The organism is Siculibacillus lacustris, assembly GCF_004328075.1.
Taxonomy (GTDB): domain Bacteria; phylum Pseudomonadota; class Alphaproteobacteria; order Rhizobiales; family Ancalomicrobiaceae; genus Siculibacillus; species Siculibacillus lacustris.
The window spans coordinates 16,917-35,212 of sequence record NZ_SJFN01000045.1 but is presented as its reverse complement, the minus strand read 5'-3'; the positions used below and the strand labels follow the sequence as shown (position 1 = coordinate 35,212).

Genomic DNA, 18,296 nt, shown 5'->3' with positions numbered 1-18,296 from the left:
CGAACCGAGGTCGTCGGCATCTTCCCCAACGAAGATGCCATCGTCCGGTTGGTCGGGGCGATCCTGCTCGAACAGAACGACGAATGGGCCGTCCAACGCTCCCGCTACATGACGCTGGAAACGATCGCCGCCATCGACGATGATCCTGCCGTCCTCGGCCTGCCGAACATGGCGGCCTGAGGACGCCGCCCATATCGGCGCGCCCGCTGGCCACCGGTCAGCTACACCACCTCTCGGGACACGATCGCATCCCATCCTCGGAGTGCGGCTCGGGAAAGTCTGGACGGAATTCGCCCGCGGCCTCTCGGATCGACGGAAAGTTCGGCATCAGTGACGATTGCGCCGACCGCGTCATCGCCTTCCTGACGAGCCGCCACCCGATCAAGCCTGCCGAGGCGATCGAGGCCGAGACCGGCATCGCCGCTTCGACGGCCCGCAAGTGGCTGTCGGGATCGTCGCGCCCGTCCTTCGTCGCCTGTCTCGCCCTGATCCGGGTCTACGGCCCCGAGTTTCTGGCGGCGATCATGGACGGGCCGCCTGCCTGGATCTCGCGCGCCGCCAGTGCCGCCGACGCGGAACGGACGCGGGCCCAGATCGACGCCCTGCAGCGGCGTCTCGATCGGCATCTCGCAGAGGTGCGCTCATGACCAGTTGGCGCACGGCCGCTCTCCTCACCGTCGCCCACCTGTTGCGCGGGTTGGCGCGTTGTTCCGCCTTCGCCGGCACGCACCTCGTCGATATCGCCGATGCGTTGGAGGCCCGGGCATGACCGACCGAAGCTTCCGCGTCGTACCCGTCCGCCGCGCCGATTTCGGGCCCTCCCAATCGGGGGCGGAGATCGTCTGCGGTCGATGTCGCGAGCGTGATCAGGTGGTCAATTCGACCGCCCTCAGGAACCTGCCCCCGGCGATGGCCGCACAACGCTTCCGGGCTGCCGGATGGCGGGTCGGCTCGCGCGACCGCGACGATCGTTGCCCGAAGTGCGTCGAGCGCGAAACGCCGGCGCGAAAGGAGTTTCCCATGGTGGTTGTGAAGGACAAGCCGGCTGCGCCGAAGGCCTTGTCGGAAGACGCGATCCTCGGCCGCAAGGTCGTCTACGACGCGCTGTTCGCCAACCTCGACGTCAAGGAGAAGCGATATCTGCCCGGCTGGTCGGACGAGAAGGTCGCGACGGCCGCGGCGATGTCGGTCGCCTTCGTCAAGGCGTTTCGCGAGGCAAACTTCTTCGCGATCGCCGAGGATGTCCCGCCGGCGGCGATGACCAGTTTCCGTGCCGCCCTCGCCGGCGACCTCGACGCGCTGCAGAAGGCAGCGCAGCGGGTCGCGGCGGCGTCGAGCGCCCTCCAGGCGGCAGAGCGTGATCTCGTGGCGGTCGAGGGCATCTTCGCGGCGCGCGTCAAGGCATTCGACACGCTCATCGGCAAGGGGGCGTGAGGGATGCGCCGCCTCGTCTTCGACCGATGGATGACGATTCGCGCCCGCCGGGTCGCGGTGTGGCGGGTGGTGCGGACGACGCGGCGACGCCGCGTCGCGAACCTCTGGTCCGCCGCCGAGCGCGCAGCGATGGCAGCCGCGGGGAGGGTGGGATGATCCGTCCCGACCTCGCCTCGATCGACCGGGTCTACCGCGTGATCTATGCCGACCCACCGTGGTCCTTCCGGACCTGGGGTGAGGCCGGTCAGGACCGGGCTCCGGAGCAGCACTATCCCACGATGCCACTCGACGAGATCATGGCGCTGCCGGTCGGCGACATCGCGGCGAACGACGCGGCGCTGTTCTTGTGGGTCTACCAGCCGATGCTGCCGGAAGCGCTGCGGTTGATCGAGGCGTGGGGGTTTGAATTCAAGACGGTCGCGTTCGTCTGGGTCAAGACGTCCGGGCCGCACGGTCAGGGGCGCCTTTTCTGGGACGAGGCTGATTGCCGAAAGGGACTCGGTTACCACACGCGGGCCGGCACCGAGCAGGTATGGCTGGCTACCCGCGGGAAGGGTTACGACCGCATCGACAAGGGTGTCGGCCAGACCGTCTTCGCGGTGCCGCGCGAGCACTCGCGCAAGCCCGACGTCATCCCCCACCTGATCGATCGTCTCGTCGGTGATCTGCCGAAGCTCGAGATGTTCGGCCGCACCGAACGCCCCGGCTGGGACGTGTTCGGAAACGAGGTCGGCAAGTTCGGGGCGGTGGCATGAAGCACGGGTTCGTCGCCGATGCTGTTCGATCGGGGCCGTCAGCCCGCCACGCGCGCCCGAGCCGCTGCCGCGAGGAAGCCCGAGCGGGTCTCGCCGCGTGCCTGGGCGGCGCGGTCGATCTGATCGAGCAGGGTCTCGTCGATCGAGACGTTGACCCGCACGGCACGTGTCGGAAGGTCGACGGGGATCAGCACCAGAGTGGCGCCTTCCGCGTCGGCGACGAAGTCGGGATCGGCCCGCAGCCCGGCGTGGCTGCGCAAGAGCGGCATCGGGGCGCCGTCCTCGACCATGCCGGCGACATGGAAGGCGAGCGTGGCGCGGCCGCGGATCAACACGTCTTCGACGCTGTCGCCGCCGGCGACGCAGCCGGGGAAGTCCGGGAACGAGATGCCGAAGGCTCCGTCCGCCTCGTGGATCAATGCATAGGCCTGGGCCATGTCGGGCTCTCCTCTCACCAATTCCATCCGGCCTGCCGGAACACCGAGCGCAGCGTGCCGATCGGGATCTCGCGGACCCCCATGTCGATCGTCACCCGGCCAGTCTTCTCCGGGTGCTTCATCTGGACATGGTCGCCCGGGCCGGTGCGGGCGACGAACCAACCCTCGGCCTCGAGGCGCTTCTTGACGTCCTTCGGGGTCATCGTGAGGCGCTTCGGATTCATCGGGCGGGTGTCCTTCAATCGTGTGTATAGATACACAAGATTAAGAGGTTTTGTCAATCCTCGCGGTGTGTATGGCTACACAACTTCGGGGTGGCCGGCATGACCACGCGGGCGGAATGGGTCGAAGATGCCCGGTTGGCAGACATCGTCGAGGTGGCGGGCCGGCTCGGGGCGAAGCTTCGGCAGGCGGGGCGGGAACTGGTCGGGCCCTGCCCGCTGTGTGGGGGGCGAGGCGACAAGCTCCAGATCAACCCGGCGAAACGGATCTTCAACTGCGGCCACGATGGTGGGGCGGGTGGCGACGTCGTGGCGCTGGTCTGTCACGTCCGCGACTACGACCCGAAGCTCGGGTTTCTCGCTGCCTGTGAATGGATCAACGGCACGCCGCCGCCCGACGGTGAGGTGACCGAGACCCCGGCGGCGCGGCAAGAGCGCGAGCAGCGGGCGGAAGAGCGCCGCCGGGATGCCGAGCGGAAGGCCGAACGCGACGACGACGCGGTGCGGCGCTTCCGCGAAAAGGAACGCGAGCGCGCCTATGCGATCTGGAACGCCGGCGTGCCGCTCGCGGGGTCGCATGCCGCGGCCTATCTCGCGGCGCGTGGCATCCTGCACCAATCCGGCCTGCGACTGCGATTCGCGGCCTCGATGACCTATTGGGTGTGGTCGAAGGCGCAAAAATGCTTCGTCTCGGCCGGTGACTACCCGGTGATGTTGGCGGCGATCGTCGGCGCCGACGGGCGGTTTCTGGCCGTCCACCAGACGTTCCTCGATCCCGTCGCGCCGCGCAAGGCGCTGATCGCCGATCCGACGACCGGGGAGACCCGTGACACCGCCGGCCGCCCGCTCTATCCGCCGAAGAAGGTGCGGGGTCCGCGGGGCACCGGGATCATCCACCTGACCAAGCCGCCGGCGCCGATCGAGGTGACGGTCGGGGAGGGGATCGAGACTACGGCCTCGGTGCGCGACAGCGCGATCGACGCCGGCCGCAGGGTCGACGAGATCGCCTGGATCGTCGGGGTGTCGCTCGGCAACCTCGGCGGTGCAGCGGCGGAAGCCGTTCGGCATCCCGACGGGCTGAAGAAGCCCGATGCCCGCGGCCGGCTCCGCTTGGTGCGGATCCCGGGCCCGGAGCCCGATTGGACGAAGCCGGGGATCGTGCTGCCGCCGTCGGTGCGGCGCGCGCTGCTGCTCTGCGACGGCGACAGCGACCGCGCCACCGTCGACTACGCCACCCGCCGCGCCGCGAGGCGGTGGGCGCGCGCCGGAGTTTCAACCCGGCGCGCTTGGCCGACCGACGGCCTCGATTTCAACGACATGCGGCAAGCGGAAATGCTCGCGCGCCCAGGAGACCGCACATGACCGATTCCATCTTGCTGGCGCTCGACGCGGCCGAGGAAATCGGGATCGCCGAGGAGGATCGGAGCGCCGTCTCCGGGCGCTCGGCTCCACCCGCAACCCCGTCGGCTTCTCCGCCCGCATCGACCGACGCCGGCGACGACGAAGGCGAGCCGGGGTCGTCCGGGGCGACGCTCGAATGGGCGGCGCTGCCGCTCGACATGGCGGTCGTCGAGGGCTGCGCCAAGCTCGACCATTCCGACACCGACAACGGTGAGCGGCTGATCCGGCATTTCGGGCGCGACATCCTGGTGTTGGCGCAGGAGGAGGTCGCGACCGGTGTGTTCCTCGGCTGGGCCGGCACGCACTGGGACTATGCCGGCGGCCGGGCCCGGGTCGAGCGCATCGCGCAAGGGCTCGGCGACCGGATAGGCCTGGAAGCGGACTTCCTGCGCCACACGCCCGACGAGGAGCGGGCGATCGCCGCCGCCAAGGGCCTCGACGACTACGACGACATCGACGACGCGCCGAAGAAGCTTCAGGCGAAGCTCAAGGCCGCCGATGCCGCTCGCCTCAAACTCGCCGGCCGCCAGCGGGCGCGGAAAGCCTTCGGCGTCACCTCGAAGAACAAGGGCCGGGTCAACAACATGCTCGACATGGCCGGGCCACGGCTGCGCCGCGATCCCGAGGCCTTCAACGCCGACCCCTACAAGGTCGCCTGCGCAACCCACACGTTGCGTTTCGGCCGCGCGCTCGACGAGGAATGCCCCGACCCGGACGTCGTCAGGTGGGTAGCTTCGGTCGAGGCGATCGAGGGCCACGAGCGCGGCGATCTCATCACCTCGGTGATGCCGGTTGCCTGGGCCGGCCTCGACGCACCGGCACCGAAATGGCGGGCCTTTCTCGCCGAGATGCTGCCGGACGAGGACAAGCGGCGAACCGTCCAGGCGTTCTCCGGCACGTCGCTGCTCGGGGTCATCGCCCAGAACATCATGTTCCACTACGGCACCGGCGCCAACGGTAAGAGCGTCTTCCTCGAGACGCTGACCCGGGTGCTCGGTTCGCTCGCCGTCGGCCTGCCGCGCGAATCGATCGTCGGTACCGGCGACCGCGGGGTCGGCGCCGCCTCGCCCGACCTCGTCCGGCTCTATGGGCGGCGGATGGTCCGCATCCTCGAGGTGAAGGGCGACGTGCCGCTCCAGGAGGATCTGATCAAGAAACTGACCGGCGGCGAGAAGTTCCCGGTGCGCTCGCTGTTCAAGGGCTATTTCGAGTTCAAGTCGGTGGCCGCACCGCACATGAGCGGCAATGGGTTTCCGACGCTCGACGGGTCGGACTACGGCACCATGCGGCGCATCCTGGTCGTCCACTGGGACCAGACGGTGCCGGAAGACAATCGCCGCGACATGGAAGAGATGGTCGCCGGATTTGTCGCCGATGAGGGCCCTGGGATCCTGGCGTGGCTCGCGGAAGGGGCGGTCGACTTCCTCGCGCATGGGCTGTTCGTGGCGCCATCGGTGCGCAAGGCGACCGCAGACTATGGGGCCATCATGGACCCCGTGGGCGAGTTCCTGAGGACCTGTGTGCGAACCCAGATCGACACCAAGATCCAGGCGACCGTGATGTACGACGCCTATGTCGCGTGGTCTTTCGCCAACTCCAAGCGACCTCGATCGGTGACCAAGTTCGGTCGCGTTGCGGGCCAGAAGCTCCAACGAACTGAGGTGTCGGGCCGCAACTTCTACATGGACTGTGTGCTCCACGACGTGCCCGAGGCGTCCACGAACACCCGCAACCCGTCGGATTGACCTCGGCTCAAAGACTCGAACTGCCGCTGCGGCGGCGGTAGTCGGCGGAGGTTCGGCGGGGGTTTGGCGGGGGTTCGGGGGAGGGGAAAAGCCTCGACGGATCAAGAACATGAGATGGTTCGGCGGTAGTTGGCGGGGGTTTCCTATCCTATGAACTGTGAAGCATCGTTTGGTCTAAAGATCTTCATGGTTCTCTATAGAACTACCGCCAACTACCGCCATTTCTCTCTATCTGGTTGAATATAAAAGAAAAAATGTTGGCGGTAGTTGGATTTTAACTACCGACATAGTGCCGCCAACCATCTTCGGGACGGATCTCGGCCAAAAAGGCCTCAATCGAGAGAGGGTCAGGGAAATGGTGACGACGAACATCGAGGCGCTGCTGCGCTGGGCCTACGTGATGGAATTGCCGAAGTCGGCCGGAGGCGCCTGGGGGGCGTCTGCCATCGGCTCTTCCTGGGCGATCGTCGAACGGGTGGGCGCGCTCGGCACGATGGTCGACGTGTCCGCGTGGGGAACCGGCGATGACGCCACCGATCCTCACCCCGACGCGCTCACTGTCGCCGCGGCGGTCGAAGCTCTCGACGACGAAAGCGTCGCCGAGGGCGATGCTCACGATCTGCTGGCGGGTTGGCCGAACCTCGGCGTCGCGGGCGAGCGAGCGGTGGCGCGCGCCTGGGACATCGTCACTTATGCCGACGACGGTCATCGCTGGCTGCGGTCGCCGATTTCGGCCCTGGTGCGGCGGATCGCCATCCTCGGTCTGTGGCCGGCCTGGGATGTGGTCGAACCGGCCGTGATCCCGACCCTGCGGCGGGGAAAACCCCAATGGCGGCGCTCGGTGCGTCAGGCTGTCCAGTTCGACGCAGTGACGGGCATCCCGACGCGATGGGAGGACGTCGAACTCGACGGCTACGACGTGCGGCGCCAGCGCCCCCACGTCGGCGCCTATCCGTGTCTGACCCTGGAACCCGATCCCGCCGCCGGCTTGGCCCATCGGATCGAATGGGGGCTCACCCACGCCGCCCTGCGGCGGCTCGCCGTCACCTTGGATGGGCTCGGCGGCCGCGTCGTGCTGCCGCCCGCGGCGCCGGTGGTGCCGTGGGTCGAATGGGGGAGGTCGTCGGGCAGCGACGAAAATTCTCGGCAGACCGCTTGACGTGCGGCAGTCGCGTGATCTAGGTTTTGCTCACAGTGTAAAAGCTGATCAGGAACCCCGGCGCCGCAAGGTGGCCGGGGTTTTCGTTGTGCCCTCCGCGGGAGGCCGTCATGTGAGGGTTCGCCATGTGCCAGTGTGCCGAACGCCGGCAGAGGATCGTATCGGCCGCGACGTCGACGATCGCCGGTGATCTGTCCCAGATCGTGCCCGCCGCCTCGTTCGTCGTCTCCTCGATGGTCGAGGATGCGCGGTCGATCGGATCGACGGCGCTCGCCATGGCGCGCGCCCGACTGGGGGCGCGGCGATGAGCGACATGATCGCTCTCAGGCTCGACACCCGGGCCTGGGAGCGCCTCGCCACCAAGTTTGCCGCCATGCCGCCCAAGATCGCCCGTGTCCGTAAGGAAGCGGCGATCGAGGGGGGCGACAAGGTCCGCACCGACGTCCGGCGCGGGTTGAAGGTGGTGAGCGGCGTCAAGACCTATGCGTCGATCACGGCGCGCGTCTTCGCCCGTTCTCCGGCGCCGGGACGATATTGCATCATCGTCCATGGCCCGGGCCTACCACTGTCGGCCTTCCCTACGCGGTCGGCAGGAGGCGCGGTCTCCGCCGACGTGTGGGGCGTCGACCATCTCTTCAAGCGATCGTTCTTCTCGCCGAGTGGTCGCGGTCGTGCCCGTCTGACCCGTGAGCGGTTGCCGGTGCGCGCGCTGTTCGGTCCGAACTTGGCGAAGGAGATGTTGAAGGGCGGCATGGTCGACCTCTTCGAGGCATCGGTTCGACGCAACGTCGGCCCGGTGATCGAGAAGCGACTGGCTCGCGCCCTCGCCCTCCGCTGACCCTCCGATCGAAGGAGGGGGGTCGGGTCCTTCCCCACCCCGGCCGGCCCGCGAGTGCGGACGCAGCCCGGAGTTTCGGTAGTGGGCCGGCCCTGAAACCGATACACGCGAACGCACGGGGGCGATGCACGATGCACGGGACGGTGAGCCTGACCCGGGCGGCCGAGCTTCTGACCGAAGCCGGCGATCCGGTCACCCGATCGACGCTCTCGCGCTACGTCAAACAGCACGGCGACGCCCTCGCTCCGAGCACCGTCGGACGAGAGACCGTCGTCGACTACGAAGACCTGGCGGCGCACCGCGCCGAGAACATCCGGTTGGCGGCCAAGCCCGCACCGACCCAGAAGGCCGATTCCTCGCGTTCGGAAGAGGCGGCCGGCAATCTGCGGGCTCAGCGGCGGCTGCGCGAACTCGAACTCGGCGAGCGCGAAGGCCACCTGACCCTGCGCCGCGAGGTCGAGGAAGCCGCCGTCGTCGCCGTGTCGTCGCTTCGCAACGCCTTTTCGCTCGCCGTCGCCGACACGTCGGAGGCGATCGCGGCGACGGTCGGTGTCGAGGCTCGCCTGATCCGTCCGCACCTGCGGGCGTTCGAACGCAAAGGCCTCGAAGCCTTCATCCGCAACCTGATCGACCACGGTCTCCTCACCGAGGCGGAGGCTGCCGCAGCGGAGTGACGCCATGTTCGACGAGAGAGCCGCCGCTGCTCGTCTCGCCGAAATTCGCGGCGAATTTCCCGGGATCGTCCACGGCCGTACCGTCCTCTTCGACGCGTTGATCACGGCCGCCCGCCCCGAGGAAGAACTGACGGTCTCCGAGTGGGCCGACCGCTATCGCAAGATCTCGCCCGAATCCGGTTCTCCCTATCCGGGTGACTGGCGCACGGCCCGCGTGCCGTACCTGCGCCAGCCGCTCGACTGCCTCCACCCCGATCACCCGGCCCGCCGCGTCACGCTGAAGTTCTCCGCCCAGACCGGCAAGTCCGAGGTGGGTGTCTGCTGGTTCGGCTACATCGTCGACCGGTCGCCGGGACCGATGCTGACCGTGCTGCCGACCGGTGAGGAGGCGGCGAAGTACAATCGCGTCAAGCTGCAGCCGACGGTCGACGCCTCGCCCCGCATCCGCCATCGGGTCCGCCCCGAGAACAGTCGGGATGAAGGGGCTTCGACGACGGCGTTCAAGCGCTTCGCCGGCGGCTACAACCAGATCACTTCGGCGACGTCGTCGAAGGGCCTGCAGATGGTCTCCATCCGCTGGCTGATCCTCGACGAAGTCGCGGGCTACCCGAAGGACGCCGACGGTCGCGGTTCCCCGGTCGATCAGGCCCGCGCCCGCACGAAATCCTACGGCGATCGCGCCAAGGAGTTGGAGGTCTCGACCCCCGGCCTCGTCGGCGATTGCCGCATCAGCGAAGACTACGACGCCGGCGACCGCCGCCGCCTGTATATGCCGTGTCCGCAGTGCGGGGCCTTCCAGGTTTGGGGCTTCGACAAGATGCGTCCGCCGACGCCGGCGTCGAAGAATCGACCGCACTTCGCCTGTGAGGCGGAAGGCTGCATCGTCGACCAGGTCTCGCGCGACGTCATGTTGGCGGCTCACCGCTGGGTGCCGACATGGGTCGCCGAAGGCGAGCCGCCGGTTCCCACGGTGATCGCCGCGGCCGACATCGATCTCCATGCGATCGAGCCCTGTAGCGGTCGCGTGCGAGATCGCCAGCCCTCTTGGGCGAACTGGTCGGCGTGGTCGCCGTTCGAGCCGTGGTCGGACATCTGGGCGCGCAGCGAAGCCGCCCATGGCGATCCGGGCAAGGAAAAGGTCGTCACGCAGCAGGATCTCGGGGAGGCCTGGGAGCCGAAGAGCGACACCCCCGACTGGGAGAAGCTGCTCGAGGTGCGCCGCGCCTGGACCCGGGGCGTCGTCCCCTATCCGGCGGCGGTGCTCTACGGGTTCGTGGACGTCCAGGGGAACCGGTTCGAGTGGGGGCTGTGGGCCTTCGGGCCCGGCTTTCAGGCTTGGCTCGTCGACCGCGGCGTCATCGCCCACGAACACACCACGGCCGAGGCCTGGAATGCTCTCGATGCGCTCACGGCGCGGCAGTGGACGAGCGAGGGTGGTCGCGATCTCGACGTGATGGCGTGGGGCATCGACACCGGCGCCTTCACGCAGGCGCTCTACGACAAGGTGTCGAAGCGCCATGGCCTGCAGGCGACGAAGTCGGACAACCGACCGAGCGCCGCCCCCTACAAACTGACTCGCGCCGATCTGCGCGACGTCCACGGTCGGCCGATCGCCGGCCGCCGCATCGACCTCGGCCTGGTCGGGGCCTGGGGCCTGAAGGTGTCGGTCTACGAAGGCCTGCGCCATCTCGTCGCGGGGCCGCGCTCGGACGGCACTTGGCCGAACGCCACGATCCACCTTCCCGACTGGATCGGTGAAGACGAGTTGCGGCAGTTGACCGCAGAGGTGTTGGTCGACACCCGCGAAGAGGCGCGCGGCAACGCCCGCCGCCAGTCGCTGGTCAAGATCGGCGACGCCCGCGAGTGGCGCAAGCGGCACCACTGGCCGAACGAGGGCCTCGACATCGCCGTCGGGTGTCGAGCGCTCGCCTGGGGCGACGGCGCCGGACAGATCGACCGCAAGCGCTGGGACGAACTGGTCGCCGCCGCCCATGGGCCGCGGGCGCCGGAGACGCCCCAGGGCGAACTCTTCGCATCCACCCTGGTCGCCGCTCCGCCGCAACCTGCGTCGGAGCCCGACCCGGTTCTGCCTCCGCCACTCCCGCCGCGCCCGACGTTCGTCCCCCGTCGATCGGGGTGGTTGAAGAGGTGACCCATGGCCTGGACCCAAGCCGATCTCGACGCGCTCGACGCGGCCCTCGCGCTCGGTGCGCGTGAGGTCCGCTATGCCGACGGCCGCATGGTCGTCTATCGCTCGGTGCGCGAAATGATGGGCATCCGCGGAGGCATCGTCGCGACGCTCACCGGCACCGGTGTGCGCACCCTCGGCGACGACCGGGTCGCAACCGGCATGTCGACCGGCGTCATGCGCGGGGCGCCGTCCTACGGCTATCCCTATCCGGGGAGGCTGATCCCGTGACCTCTCCGTCTTTCCTCACCCGCCTCGGTCGCTCGTTGGCGCCGGAGTGGACCGCGCGGCGTCTCACGGCGCGGATTCGCGTCGATGCGCTCGCCGCCGAGATGGCGGCGACCGACCGTCGGCAGAAGATGCGCGGTCTCGTCGAGGCGGTCGCCGGCTACGACGGCGCCGCCCGCGGCCATCGCACCGCCGGTCGTCGCATCGCGTCGACCTCGGCCGACCGTGAATCCTGGACCTCGCTGACCCGTCTGCGCGACGTCCATCGCGAGCTCGTCCGCAACAACGCCTATGCGGCGCGCGCCGTGCAGGTGATCACGTCGAACGTCGTCGGCACCGGAATCACGGTGTCGATCGCCGACGCTTCGAAGAAGGTGAAGAGCCGTCTCGCCACGTTGGTGACCGACCACCTCGAGACGCCGGCGATCGACTTCGACGGGCGCCACAATCTCTATGGCCTCCAGGCCCTGGCGATGCGGACCGTGGTGGAGAGCGGCGAGGCGTTGATCGTGCGCTATCGCCGCACCTCGACCGCCGGACTGCCGTTGCCGTTCCAGGTTCGGGTTCTGGAGCCCGACTATCTGGTGCCGTGGATCGACGGATCGCGGGCGATCGGCAAGGTCGGCGCCGGCAACTTCGTCTCCCAGGGCATCGAATACGATCCCGAGGGGCGCCGCGTCGCCTACCACCTCTACAAGGAGCATCCCGGCAGTCTGTTCGCCGGTTTCAACCAGGACTGGATCCGGGTTCCGGTCGACGACGTCATCCACCTCTACCGGGTCGATCGGCCCGGCCAGTCCCGCGGCGTGCCGTGGGGCGCGCCGGTGATCATGACCATGTGGGACCTCTCCGATTATGAAGAGGCCGAACTGATGCGGCAGAAGATCGCCGCCTGTTTCGCGGTGTTCTGGATCGACAGCGAGGGACGGACCAAGCTCGGTTCCGATCCGAACGCCCCGCCGACCGACACCGGCCTGCCGGTCGACATGTTGGAGCCCGGGTTGCAGCAGCGCCTGCCGCCCGGCGTCGACGTCAAGTTCGCCACGCCGCCGGTGACGCAAGGGTTCGAGGCCTACACCCGGGCCAACATCCGCAAGCTGGCGATCGGCTACGGGGTGCCCTACGAGGCGCTCGCCGGCGACCTCAGTCAGGTCAACTTCTCGTCGGGCCGCATGGGCTGGCTCGAATTCCAACGCGGCATCGGCCAGTGGCAGTGGTCGATGCTGATCCCGCACATGTGCGCCGGCATCGGCCGATGGTTCCTCGATGCCGCCGAGTTTCGGGTTCCGGGGGCGACCCTGGCACGCCTGAAACACACCGAGCCGCGGCGCGAGATGATCGATCCGACCAAGGAGATCCCGGCGGCGCGCGATGCGATCCGGTCCGGGCTCTCGTCGCGGTCGGAAGAACTGCGGCGGATGGGCTACGACCCGGAAAAGGTCGACGCCGAGATCGCCGAAGAGAACGCGCGGGCCGATGGGCTGAAGCTGCTCTTCGACAGCGACGGCCGCCACCCGATGGGCGCGCCCATGACGGCGGTTTCGAAGGACACGATCCTTCCCGGCGATCCGAAAGGAAACGGAAATGCCTGACACCCTCCTCGTGGGCGGCATGGTGCTGCTCTACGGCGACGTCGGCGATCCCTGGGGTTGGGGGGATGGTTTCACCCCCGAACAGGTCGCCCAGGCGCTCGCCGAACACGGCCCCGGGCCGGTCACCGTCCGCCTCAACTCCGGCGGCGGCCGGGCCTTCGACGGTCTGGCGATCTATTCGCTGCTGATGAGCCATGACGGCGCGGTGACGATCCAGGTCGACGGCGTCGCCGCGTCGGCTGCGTCCCTGATCGCCATGGCCGGTACCCTGGAAATGCGCCAGGGCGCCATGCTGATGATCCATGACGCGGCGGCGGTCACCTTCGGCAACGCCGCCGAGCACGAGAAACAGGCGGACGTCCTCGACAAGCTCTCCGCCCAATACGCCGGCGTCTATGCGCGCAAGTGCGGCCGGCCGGTCGACCACTGTCGGTCGCTGATGCAGGCCGAGACCTGGCTCACCGCCGACGAGGCCATCGCCGAGGGGCTCGCCGATCGGTTGATGGAAGAGGTGGCCGAACCCACCGCGAAGTTCGACTGGGACGTCTACAGCCACACCCCCGACCGCCTGAAGGCGAGCCTGCGCAAGGCTCCCGCCCGCAAACCCGTCGCCTCTCTGGAGAAGCCTCCGATGCCGCAGCCCAATCTCAAGCCCGAAGACACCACCACCGATCCGGCCGCGGCCGGCGGCACCCAGCCGCAGGCCAAGGCCTGGGCGGTCGAGTTCTATGCCCTCGCGGGAACCAAGGGTCTGACGCTGGCGGAGACCAACGAGATCGTCGCGGCCGTGCCGAGCCTCGACACCGCCAAGGATCGCCTGATCGACGCCCTCGCGGCGCGCCAGGCGGGGAACGTGCCGCCGGCCAAGGGCGGTCACATCGAGATGGGCGCCGACGCTCGCGACAAGTTCGTCGCCGGCATCTCCAATGCCTTCCTCGCCCGCGAAGGCATCGAAACGGCCGATCCGAAGAACGAGTTCAACGGCCTGAAGCCGATGGACCTGATCCGCGAGATCTCCGCGCGCAACAACATCCGGGTCGGTCGCGATCCGATGCGGATGGTCGCCGCGGTCATCACCCACTCGTCCGGCGACTTCTCGCAGATCACCTCCAACATCGCCTACAAGGCGATGCTCAAGGGCTACGAGGAGGCGGCGGAGACGTTCGAGGTCTGGACGTCGACCGGTTCGCTGCCCGACTTCAAACAGGCCCGCCGCGTCGATCTCAACGCCCTGCCGTCGCTGCCGCAGATCACCGAGCAGAACGAGTACACCTATCTGTCGGGCGGCGACCGTGGCGAGGTCTATTCGATCTCGACCGCCGGCGGTCTGGTGTCGATCTCGCGCCAGGCGATCATCAACGACGATCTCGACGTCTTCGGGCGCTTGCCGCGCCGCCTCGGCCGCGCCGCCAAGCGCACCATCGGCAACGACGTCTACGGCATCCTGGCGTCCAACCCGACGATGGGCGACGGCCTGGCGCTGTTCCACGCCACCCACGCCAATCTGTTCTCCGGCGCGGGGACGGCGCTGTCGTCGACCTCGCTCCAGGCGGGCGACCTCGCCATGGGGCTCCAGAAGGACCGCACCCAGAGCAAGGTCGTGCTCGGCCTCGCGCCGAAGTACCTGATCGTGCCGCGGGCCCTGAAGTACACCGGCGCCCAGGTGGTGCGTTCGGCGTCGGCGCTCGGCCAGGCCAACCCGGCGGTGATCAACCCGGTCCAGAACATCGTCGAGGACATCGTCGCCGAGGCGCGCCTCGACGCGGTGTCGTCGACCGGCTGGTATCTCGCCGCCGACCAGGCACAGACCGACACCGTCGAGGTGCTCTACCTCAATGGTGTCAAGGAGCCGGTGATCGAGGAGTTCACCCAGCCCAACGTCGACGGCCTGGTGTGGAAGATCCGCATCGACTACGGCGTCAAGGCCTTCGCCTGGGAAGGTCTCCAGAAGCAGGTCGGCGCCTGATCGACGCCACCCGACGCGGGCCTCCCACGCCCGTCGGTCCGATGAGGGCCGGCGCGCGGGAGGTTCCGCACCGTCTCCCGCTCCCCCTTTCGGAGTTCTCTCCCCATGAAGACCTTCATTCAGGACGGCCAGGTCGTCCCCATGACTGCGCCGGCCGGTGGCGTCACCTCCGGTACCGCCTATCTCATCGGCGGCGTCGTCGTCGTCGCGATGCAGGACGCCGCCGTCGGCGCCAAGTTCCCGGCCATGGTCGACGGCTGCATGTGGCTGCCGAAACAGCCGGCGCTGGCCATCGCCGAAGGTTCCGTCCTCTACTGGGACAACACCAACAAGTACCTGACCACGACGACCGCTTCGAACACCAAGTGCGGCTTCGCCTACAACGGCGGTGCGCTGGCGGCCGACGCACAGATCCAGATCCGCCTCTACGCGCAGTCGCAGTGACGGGGGATCGACCATGACCGATCAGACCATCCCCGATGCCGCGCCCGCCCCCGCGGCGCCGGTCCTCACCTTCGTCCGGCGTCACCCGTCCTATGCGACGCTCGACGTCATCCTCGAGAACGGCACGCCGATGCCGGACGCCGGCGCCGAGATCGACCTGTCGCAGCCGGGCTGGGCCAGCCTGCTCGAGCGCGACATCCTGGTGACCGTGCCCGCGAAGTGACCCCGTCATGACCACGCTCTTCGCCCGTTTCGACGCCATCGCCGACCGGGCCCAGAGCGTGGTCTTCGGGGACGACTTCGAGCACCACCCGATGACGCTTCCGGTCAACGACCGAAACGCCCGGCGGATCATCGATCCGTCGCGGCCGGTGGCCACCTTCCGCGGCATCCTGGTGACGCGGCCGACGTCGCCGAACATTCCCGACAACTACGACCCGCGCTCCGATCGCCGCCCCGGCGTCTCGGCCCCCGCCGACCAGATCGAAATCCCGGCGGCGGCCGGTCTGACCCTCGAAGAGGGCGACATCCTGGTGCGACTCGGCGACGCGGCCCGTTGGCAAGTCGCCAACACCGCGCCCGACGACACCGGTCGCGTCAAGGCGACCGTCAACCGGCTCAAGTGAGGTCGCCATGCTCGCCTATCTGGCGCTGCGGCTCGCCGCGATCGAGGCCCTGACCGGGGCGACGATCGCCGGCGACCGCCTCTACGACAGCCGCCAGTTTCCGCTCGACGGGATCGATTCCCTCGACACCGGACCCTCGCTCTGCGTCTACACCGAAGAGGGGCGCGGCCGACCTTATGGCTCGGCCCGCACCGATCCGGCCGAGACCCATGTCTGGCTGGTGATCGAGGCGGTCGTTCTCGTCGCCGGCTCGCTCGACGTCACCGGTCCGGACGGTAATCCCCAGACCATCGACGGCGCGACCACGGCCATTCCCGACCGCGATCACGAGGCCATGGTCGATCTGCTCGTCTCCCAGGTCCGCCGCCGCCTGTCGATCGGCGGCGCCGTCGACTACGACGACGCGGCGACCCTGTTCCGCGCCGCGCGGGTCGGCATCGACGAGTCCGAGGACATGCCGCAGCGCACCACCGACAAGGCGGTGCGGCTCGCCGGACGGACCTTGCGGTTCCGGGCCAAGGTTCACTGCGATGCCTGGCCCGCGGCCGGCACGGTGCCGGCGTCGGCGCTGCCGGAGCCCCTGGCCTCGCTCGCCCCCCGGTTCGTGTTGCCGTCGTCACTCGACGTCCTGGCGACCGTGTCGGCCTCGGTGCACCCACCCGGCGCTCTGCCGGCGGCGCTCACCGGCATCGACATGACCATCGGCCTCGGTCGGCCCCCGCCGACACCGCCGGATCTCCACGCCCCCGTCCCCTGACCGCAGGAGTCCTCCATGCGCGCCGTCTTCGCCAAGCTCGCCGATCCCGCCCACATCCTGCCGATGCCGGGCACGGTCGGTCTCTTCTTCCCGGCCGGCGGCCGGCTCGTCGACGCCGACGATGCCTTCTGGCACGCGCTGCTCGGCGACGGCTCGCTGATCGCGGCCGAGGAGGTCGGGACGGCGTCCCCGGAGAGCCCCGACCACATCGTCTGATTTCGTCGCAGCAACGTTCCCCACGAAGCCCGCCCTGACCCGGCGGGCTTCGTCGTTTCGAGAGGCGCCGTTCCATGGCCGTTCTGTTCAATTCGATCCCCGGCAGCGGCCTCGTCGCGCCGCTCACCGCCTTCGAACTCAATTCCGCCGGCGCGTTCACCGGCAACTCGCGAGCCCTCGTGATCGGCCACACCACGACCGCCGGCACGCTCGCCGCCGACACGCCGACCTTCCTCGGCTCGCAGCAGGACGCCGACCGCCTCACGGGCTCGGGCTCGATGGCGCGCGAGATGTTCCGCCTGGTGCGTCAGAACGCGCCGGTGCAGGAGGTCTGGGGCACCGCGCCGGCCGAAACCGGTGCCGCCGCGACCTGGACGCTCACCGTCGCCGCCGCCGCCGTCGGCACCGCCGGTGCCGCCTATCTCGACATCATGGGGGAACGCATCTCCCTGTCGATCTCGGCCGTTGACACGACCACGACGATCGCCGCGGCGCTCGCGGCGGCGATCAACGCCTATTACAACCCCCTGACGGGCGCCTCGCTCCAGGTCACCGCGGCGGCGGCCGTCGCCGTCGTGACGGCGACCTTCCGCCACAAGGGCACCATCGGCAACGACACCGACTTCTTCATCCCGCCGATCAGCGGCAACATCTTCGCGCTGACCGGCGCTCTGACGGTCGCCGTCGGCGTGGCCGGGACGGGTGTGCCGACCCTGACCAACTCCCTCGCCGCCATGCTCGACAACCAGTACGACATGGTCGTCTGTCCCTGGTCGGACACCGCGAGCCTCGCCACCTGCATCGCCGCGATGAACGACACCTCCGGCCGCTGGAGCTATTCGCGCCAGAGCTACGGCCACGTCTTCACCGTGGCGGAGGGCACCACCTCGGCGTTGACCACGCTCGGTCTGACCTACAACGATCGCCACCTCACCGTGATCGGCCGCCCGGTGGTGGCGCCGCAGCCCGCCTATCTCTGGGCCGCCGGCTTCGTCGGGCGCGTCGCGCCGTGGCTGGGCGACTACACCAACGGCGGCGTCTCCCGCAACCAGTCGAACCTGATCGTCCAGGGTCTCCAGCCGCCGCGCGACCGCACCTCCTGGTACGGCTACGCGGTGCGCAACACCCTGGTGCAGTCGGGAATCTCGACCTGGACCGGCGACGACTTCGGCAATCTCTGCATCGACAAGCTGGTGACGACCAACCGTGTCGGGCCGTCGGCCGCCCCGGATCTGACCTTCCGCGATGTGCAGACCCTGTTCCAGTCGATGCATTCGCTGCGGCGCCTGCGCGCCGACGTCAATGCCGCCCACGGCAACAAGGGCCTCGTCCAGAAGAACCCGAGCGGCAATCCGGCGCTCGTCGCCCCGGCCGACATCTGGGGCACCATGGTCGGTTCGCTCTATGGCCTCTCCGACGCTGGCATCCTGAAGAACCCCGATCAGATGGCCGCGGCGTTGCGGGTCGAGATCGATGCGTCGACGCCGACCCGCGTCAACACCTTCCTGGCGCTGGACAACGTCCATCCGCTCGACGTCATCGCCGCGAATGCCACCCTCTACGCGCTGGGTGTGCCCAAGGCCGCCTGATCGTCCCGTCGCCCCCTTCGCGGACC

Annotated in this window: 21 protein-coding genes; 18 read left to right on the top strand and 3 right to left on the bottom strand. The window is 68.8% G+C overall.

Annotated elements, in window-relative coordinates; all coding sequences use genetic code 11:
- The 3 genes from EYW49_RS20675 to EYW49_RS20665 all read left to right on the top strand — a co-directional run.
- The coding region (locus tag EYW49_RS20675) for a transposase (protein ID WP_206365403.1) at positions 1-180 on the top strand (180 nt) is incomplete at its 5' end.
- A gap of 471 nt (positions 181-651) precedes the next feature.
- Complete coding sequence (locus EYW49_RS20670; protein ID WP_131311531.1) at positions 652-1,434, top strand: hypothetical protein; 783 nt, start codon at positions 652-654, stop codon at positions 1,432-1,434.
- Between the two features lie 152 nt (positions 1,435-1,586).
- Positions 1,587-2,189, top strand: a complete 603-nt coding sequence (locus EYW49_RS20665; RefSeq protein ID WP_131311530.1) for an MT-A70 family methyltransferase — start codon at positions 1,587-1,589, stop codon at positions 2,187-2,189.
- Positions 2,190-2,227: 38 nt separating this feature from the next.
- On the opposite strand, the gene EYW49_RS20660 is transcribed toward EYW49_RS20665, so the two are convergent.
- Together EYW49_RS20660 and EYW49_RS20655 are read right to left on the bottom strand one after the other, a co-directional pair.
- Complete coding sequence (locus tag EYW49_RS20660; RefSeq protein WP_131311529.1) at positions 2,228-2,626, bottom strand: type II toxin-antitoxin system HicB family antitoxin; 399 nt, start codon at positions 2,624-2,626, stop codon at positions 2,228-2,230.
- A gap of 14 nt (positions 2,627-2,640) precedes the next feature.
- Entirely contained in the window at positions 2,641-2,850 is a 210-nt protein-coding gene (locus EYW49_RS20655; protein ID WP_206365515.1) for a type II toxin-antitoxin system HicA family toxin, read from the bottom strand.
- 99 nt (positions 2,851-2,949) lie between these two features.
- Between EYW49_RS20655 and EYW49_RS20650 the strand changes: the two genes are divergently transcribed.
- The 3 genes from EYW49_RS20650 (at position 2,950) to EYW49_RS20640 (ending at position 7,152) form a co-directional block, all read left to right on the top strand.
- Positions 2,950-4,209, top strand: a complete 1,260-nt coding sequence (locus tag EYW49_RS20650; protein ID WP_131311527.1) for a DUF7146 domain-containing protein — start codon at positions 2,950-2,952, stop codon at positions 4,207-4,209.
- Positions 4,206-5,993 (top strand): DNA primase family protein, encoded by a 1,788-nt coding sequence (locus EYW49_RS20645; RefSeq protein ID WP_131311526.1) that lies wholly within the window; start codon positions 4,206-4,208, stop codon positions 5,991-5,993. The genes EYW49_RS20650 and EYW49_RS20645 overlap by 4 nt, the downstream gene beginning before the upstream one ends.
- A gap of 355 nt (positions 5,994-6,348) precedes the next feature.
- The gene (locus EYW49_RS20640; protein WP_131311525.1) at positions 6,349-7,152 is read left to right on the top strand and encodes a hypothetical protein; all 804 of its coding nucleotides are present in this window, start codon (positions 6,349-6,351) and stop codon (positions 7,150-7,152) included.
- Between the two features lie 19 nt (positions 7,153-7,171).
- Here EYW49_RS20640 and EYW49_RS20635 read toward each other — a convergent pair whose 3' ends face one another.
- Positions 7,172-7,429 carry a hypothetical protein gene (locus EYW49_RS20635; protein ID WP_131311524.1) on the bottom strand — a complete coding sequence of 86 codons (258 nt, stop codon included), beginning with the start codon at positions 7,427-7,429 and terminating at the stop codon, positions 7,172-7,174.
- A gap of 27 nt (positions 7,430-7,456) precedes the next feature.
- Here EYW49_RS20635 and EYW49_RS20630 point away from each other — a divergent pair, with 27 nt between their 5' ends.
- From EYW49_RS20630 to EYW49_RS20575, 12 genes are all read left to right on the top strand, one after another.
- On the top strand, positions 7,457-7,990 hold the full coding sequence (locus EYW49_RS20630; RefSeq protein WP_131311523.1) for a hypothetical protein: 534 nt from the start codon (positions 7,457-7,459) through the stop codon (positions 7,988-7,990).
- A gap of 131 nt (positions 7,991-8,121) precedes the next feature.
- The gene (locus EYW49_RS20625; RefSeq protein ID WP_131311522.1) at positions 8,122-8,664 is read left to right on the top strand and encodes a hypothetical protein; all 543 of its coding nucleotides are present in this window, start codon (positions 8,122-8,124) and stop codon (positions 8,662-8,664) included.
- Positions 8,665-8,668: 4 nt separating this feature from the next.
- On the top strand, positions 8,669-10,816 hold the full coding sequence (locus EYW49_RS20620) for a phage terminase large subunit family protein (protein WP_131311521.1): 2,148 nt from the start codon (positions 8,669-8,671) through the stop codon (positions 10,814-10,816).
- A gap of 3 nt (positions 10,817-10,819) precedes the next feature.
- Positions 10,820-11,083 carry a phage head-tail joining protein gene (locus EYW49_RS20615; protein WP_131311520.1) on the top strand — a complete coding sequence of 88 codons (264 nt, stop codon included), beginning with the start codon at positions 10,820-10,822 and terminating at the stop codon, positions 11,081-11,083.
- Entirely contained in the window at positions 11,080-12,672 is a 1,593-nt protein-coding gene (locus EYW49_RS20610; protein WP_131311519.1) for a phage portal protein, read from the top strand. The genes EYW49_RS20615 and EYW49_RS20610 overlap by 4 nt, the downstream gene beginning before the upstream one ends.
- A complete protein-coding gene (locus EYW49_RS20605; RefSeq protein ID WP_131311518.1) occupies positions 12,665-14,638 on the top strand; it encodes a ClpP-like prohead protease/major capsid protein fusion protein in 1,974 nt (657 codons plus the stop codon). Before EYW49_RS20610 ends, EYW49_RS20605 begins: the two co-directional genes overlap by 8 nt.
- 105 nt (positions 14,639-14,743) lie before the next feature.
- Entirely contained in the window at positions 14,744-15,082 is a 339-nt protein-coding gene (locus EYW49_RS20600; protein ID WP_131311517.1) for a DUF2190 family protein, read from the top strand.
- Positions 15,083-15,095: 13 nt separating this feature from the next.
- Positions 15,096-15,305, top strand: coding sequence for a hypothetical protein (locus EYW49_RS20595; RefSeq protein ID WP_131311516.1), 210 nt, complete (start codon positions 15,096-15,098; stop codon positions 15,303-15,305).
- Between the two features lie 7 nt (positions 15,306-15,312).
- Positions 15,313-15,708 carry a hypothetical protein gene (locus tag EYW49_RS20590; protein ID WP_131311515.1) on the top strand — a complete coding sequence of 132 codons (396 nt, stop codon included), beginning with the start codon at positions 15,313-15,315 and terminating at the stop codon, positions 15,706-15,708.
- Positions 15,709-15,715: 7 nt separating this feature from the next.
- Positions 15,716-16,465: a hypothetical protein gene (locus EYW49_RS20585; protein WP_131311514.1), complete on the top strand. Its 750-nt coding sequence runs from the start codon at positions 15,716-15,718 to the stop codon at positions 16,463-16,465.
- Positions 16,466-16,480: 15 nt separating this feature from the next.
- Positions 16,481-16,681, top strand: a complete 201-nt coding sequence (locus tag EYW49_RS20580; RefSeq protein WP_131311513.1) for a hypothetical protein — start codon at positions 16,481-16,483, stop codon at positions 16,679-16,681.
- 74 nt (positions 16,682-16,755) lie between these two features.
- Positions 16,756-18,270: a phage tail sheath subtilisin-like domain-containing protein gene (locus EYW49_RS20575; protein WP_131311512.1), complete on the top strand. Its 1,515-nt coding sequence runs from the start codon at positions 16,756-16,758 to the stop codon at positions 18,268-18,270.
- The last annotated feature ends 26 nt before the right edge of the window (positions 18,271-18,296 follow it).

Excerpts from the sequence above, each read along its gene's own strand:
- EYW49_RS20665 (WP_131311530.1), top strand. The coding sequence starts at position 1,587 with ATGATCCGTCCCGACCTCGCCTCGATCGACCGGGTCTACCGCGTGATC.
- EYW49_RS20660 (WP_131311529.1), bottom strand. The coding sequence starts at position 2,626 with ATGGCCCAGGCCTATGCATTGATCCACGAGGCGGACGGAGCCTTCGGC.
- EYW49_RS20655 (WP_206365515.1), bottom strand. The coding sequence starts at position 2,850 with ATGAATCCGAAGCGCCTCACGATGACCCCGAAGGACGTCAAGAAGCGC.
- EYW49_RS20650 (WP_131311527.1), top strand. The coding sequence starts at position 2,950 with ATGACCACGCGGGCGGAATGGGTCGAAGATGCCCGGTTGGCAGACATC.
- EYW49_RS20645 (WP_131311526.1), top strand. The coding sequence starts at position 4,206 with ATGACCGATTCCATCTTGCTGGCGCTCGACGCGGCCGAGGAAATCGGG.
- EYW49_RS20640 (WP_131311525.1), top strand. The coding sequence starts at position 6,349 with ATGGTGACGACGAACATCGAGGCGCTGCTGCGCTGGGCCTACGTGATG.
- EYW49_RS20635 (WP_131311524.1), bottom strand. The coding sequence starts at position 7,429 with ATGGCGAGCGCCGTCGATCCGATCGACCGCGCATCCTCGACCATCGAG.
- EYW49_RS20630 (WP_131311523.1), top strand. The coding sequence starts at position 7,457 with ATGAGCGACATGATCGCTCTCAGGCTCGACACCCGGGCCTGGGAGCGC.
- EYW49_RS20625 (WP_131311522.1), top strand. The coding sequence starts at position 8,122 with ATGCACGGGACGGTGAGCCTGACCCGGGCGGCCGAGCTTCTGACCGAA.
- EYW49_RS20620 (WP_131311521.1), top strand. The coding sequence starts at position 8,669 with ATGTTCGACGAGAGAGCCGCCGCTGCTCGTCTCGCCGAAATTCGCGGC.
- EYW49_RS20615 (WP_131311520.1), top strand. The coding sequence starts at position 10,820 with ATGGCCTGGACCCAAGCCGATCTCGACGCGCTCGACGCGGCCCTCGCG.
- EYW49_RS20605 (WP_131311518.1), top strand. The coding sequence starts at position 12,665 with ATGCCTGACACCCTCCTCGTGGGCGGCATGGTGCTGCTCTACGGCGAC.
- EYW49_RS20600 (WP_131311517.1), top strand. The coding sequence starts at position 14,744 with ATGAAGACCTTCATTCAGGACGGCCAGGTCGTCCCCATGACTGCGCCG.
- EYW49_RS20595 (WP_131311516.1), top strand. The coding sequence starts at position 15,096 with ATGACCGATCAGACCATCCCCGATGCCGCGCCCGCCCCCGCGGCGCCG.
- EYW49_RS20590 (WP_131311515.1), top strand. The coding sequence starts at position 15,313 with ATGACCACGCTCTTCGCCCGTTTCGACGCCATCGCCGACCGGGCCCAG.
- EYW49_RS20585 (WP_131311514.1), top strand. The coding sequence starts at position 15,716 with ATGCTCGCCTATCTGGCGCTGCGGCTCGCCGCGATCGAGGCCCTGACC.
- EYW49_RS20580 (WP_131311513.1), top strand. The coding sequence starts at position 16,481 with ATGCGCGCCGTCTTCGCCAAGCTCGCCGATCCCGCCCACATCCTGCCG.
- EYW49_RS20575 (WP_131311512.1), top strand. The coding sequence starts at position 16,756 with ATGGCCGTTCTGTTCAATTCGATCCCCGGCAGCGGCCTCGTCGCGCCG.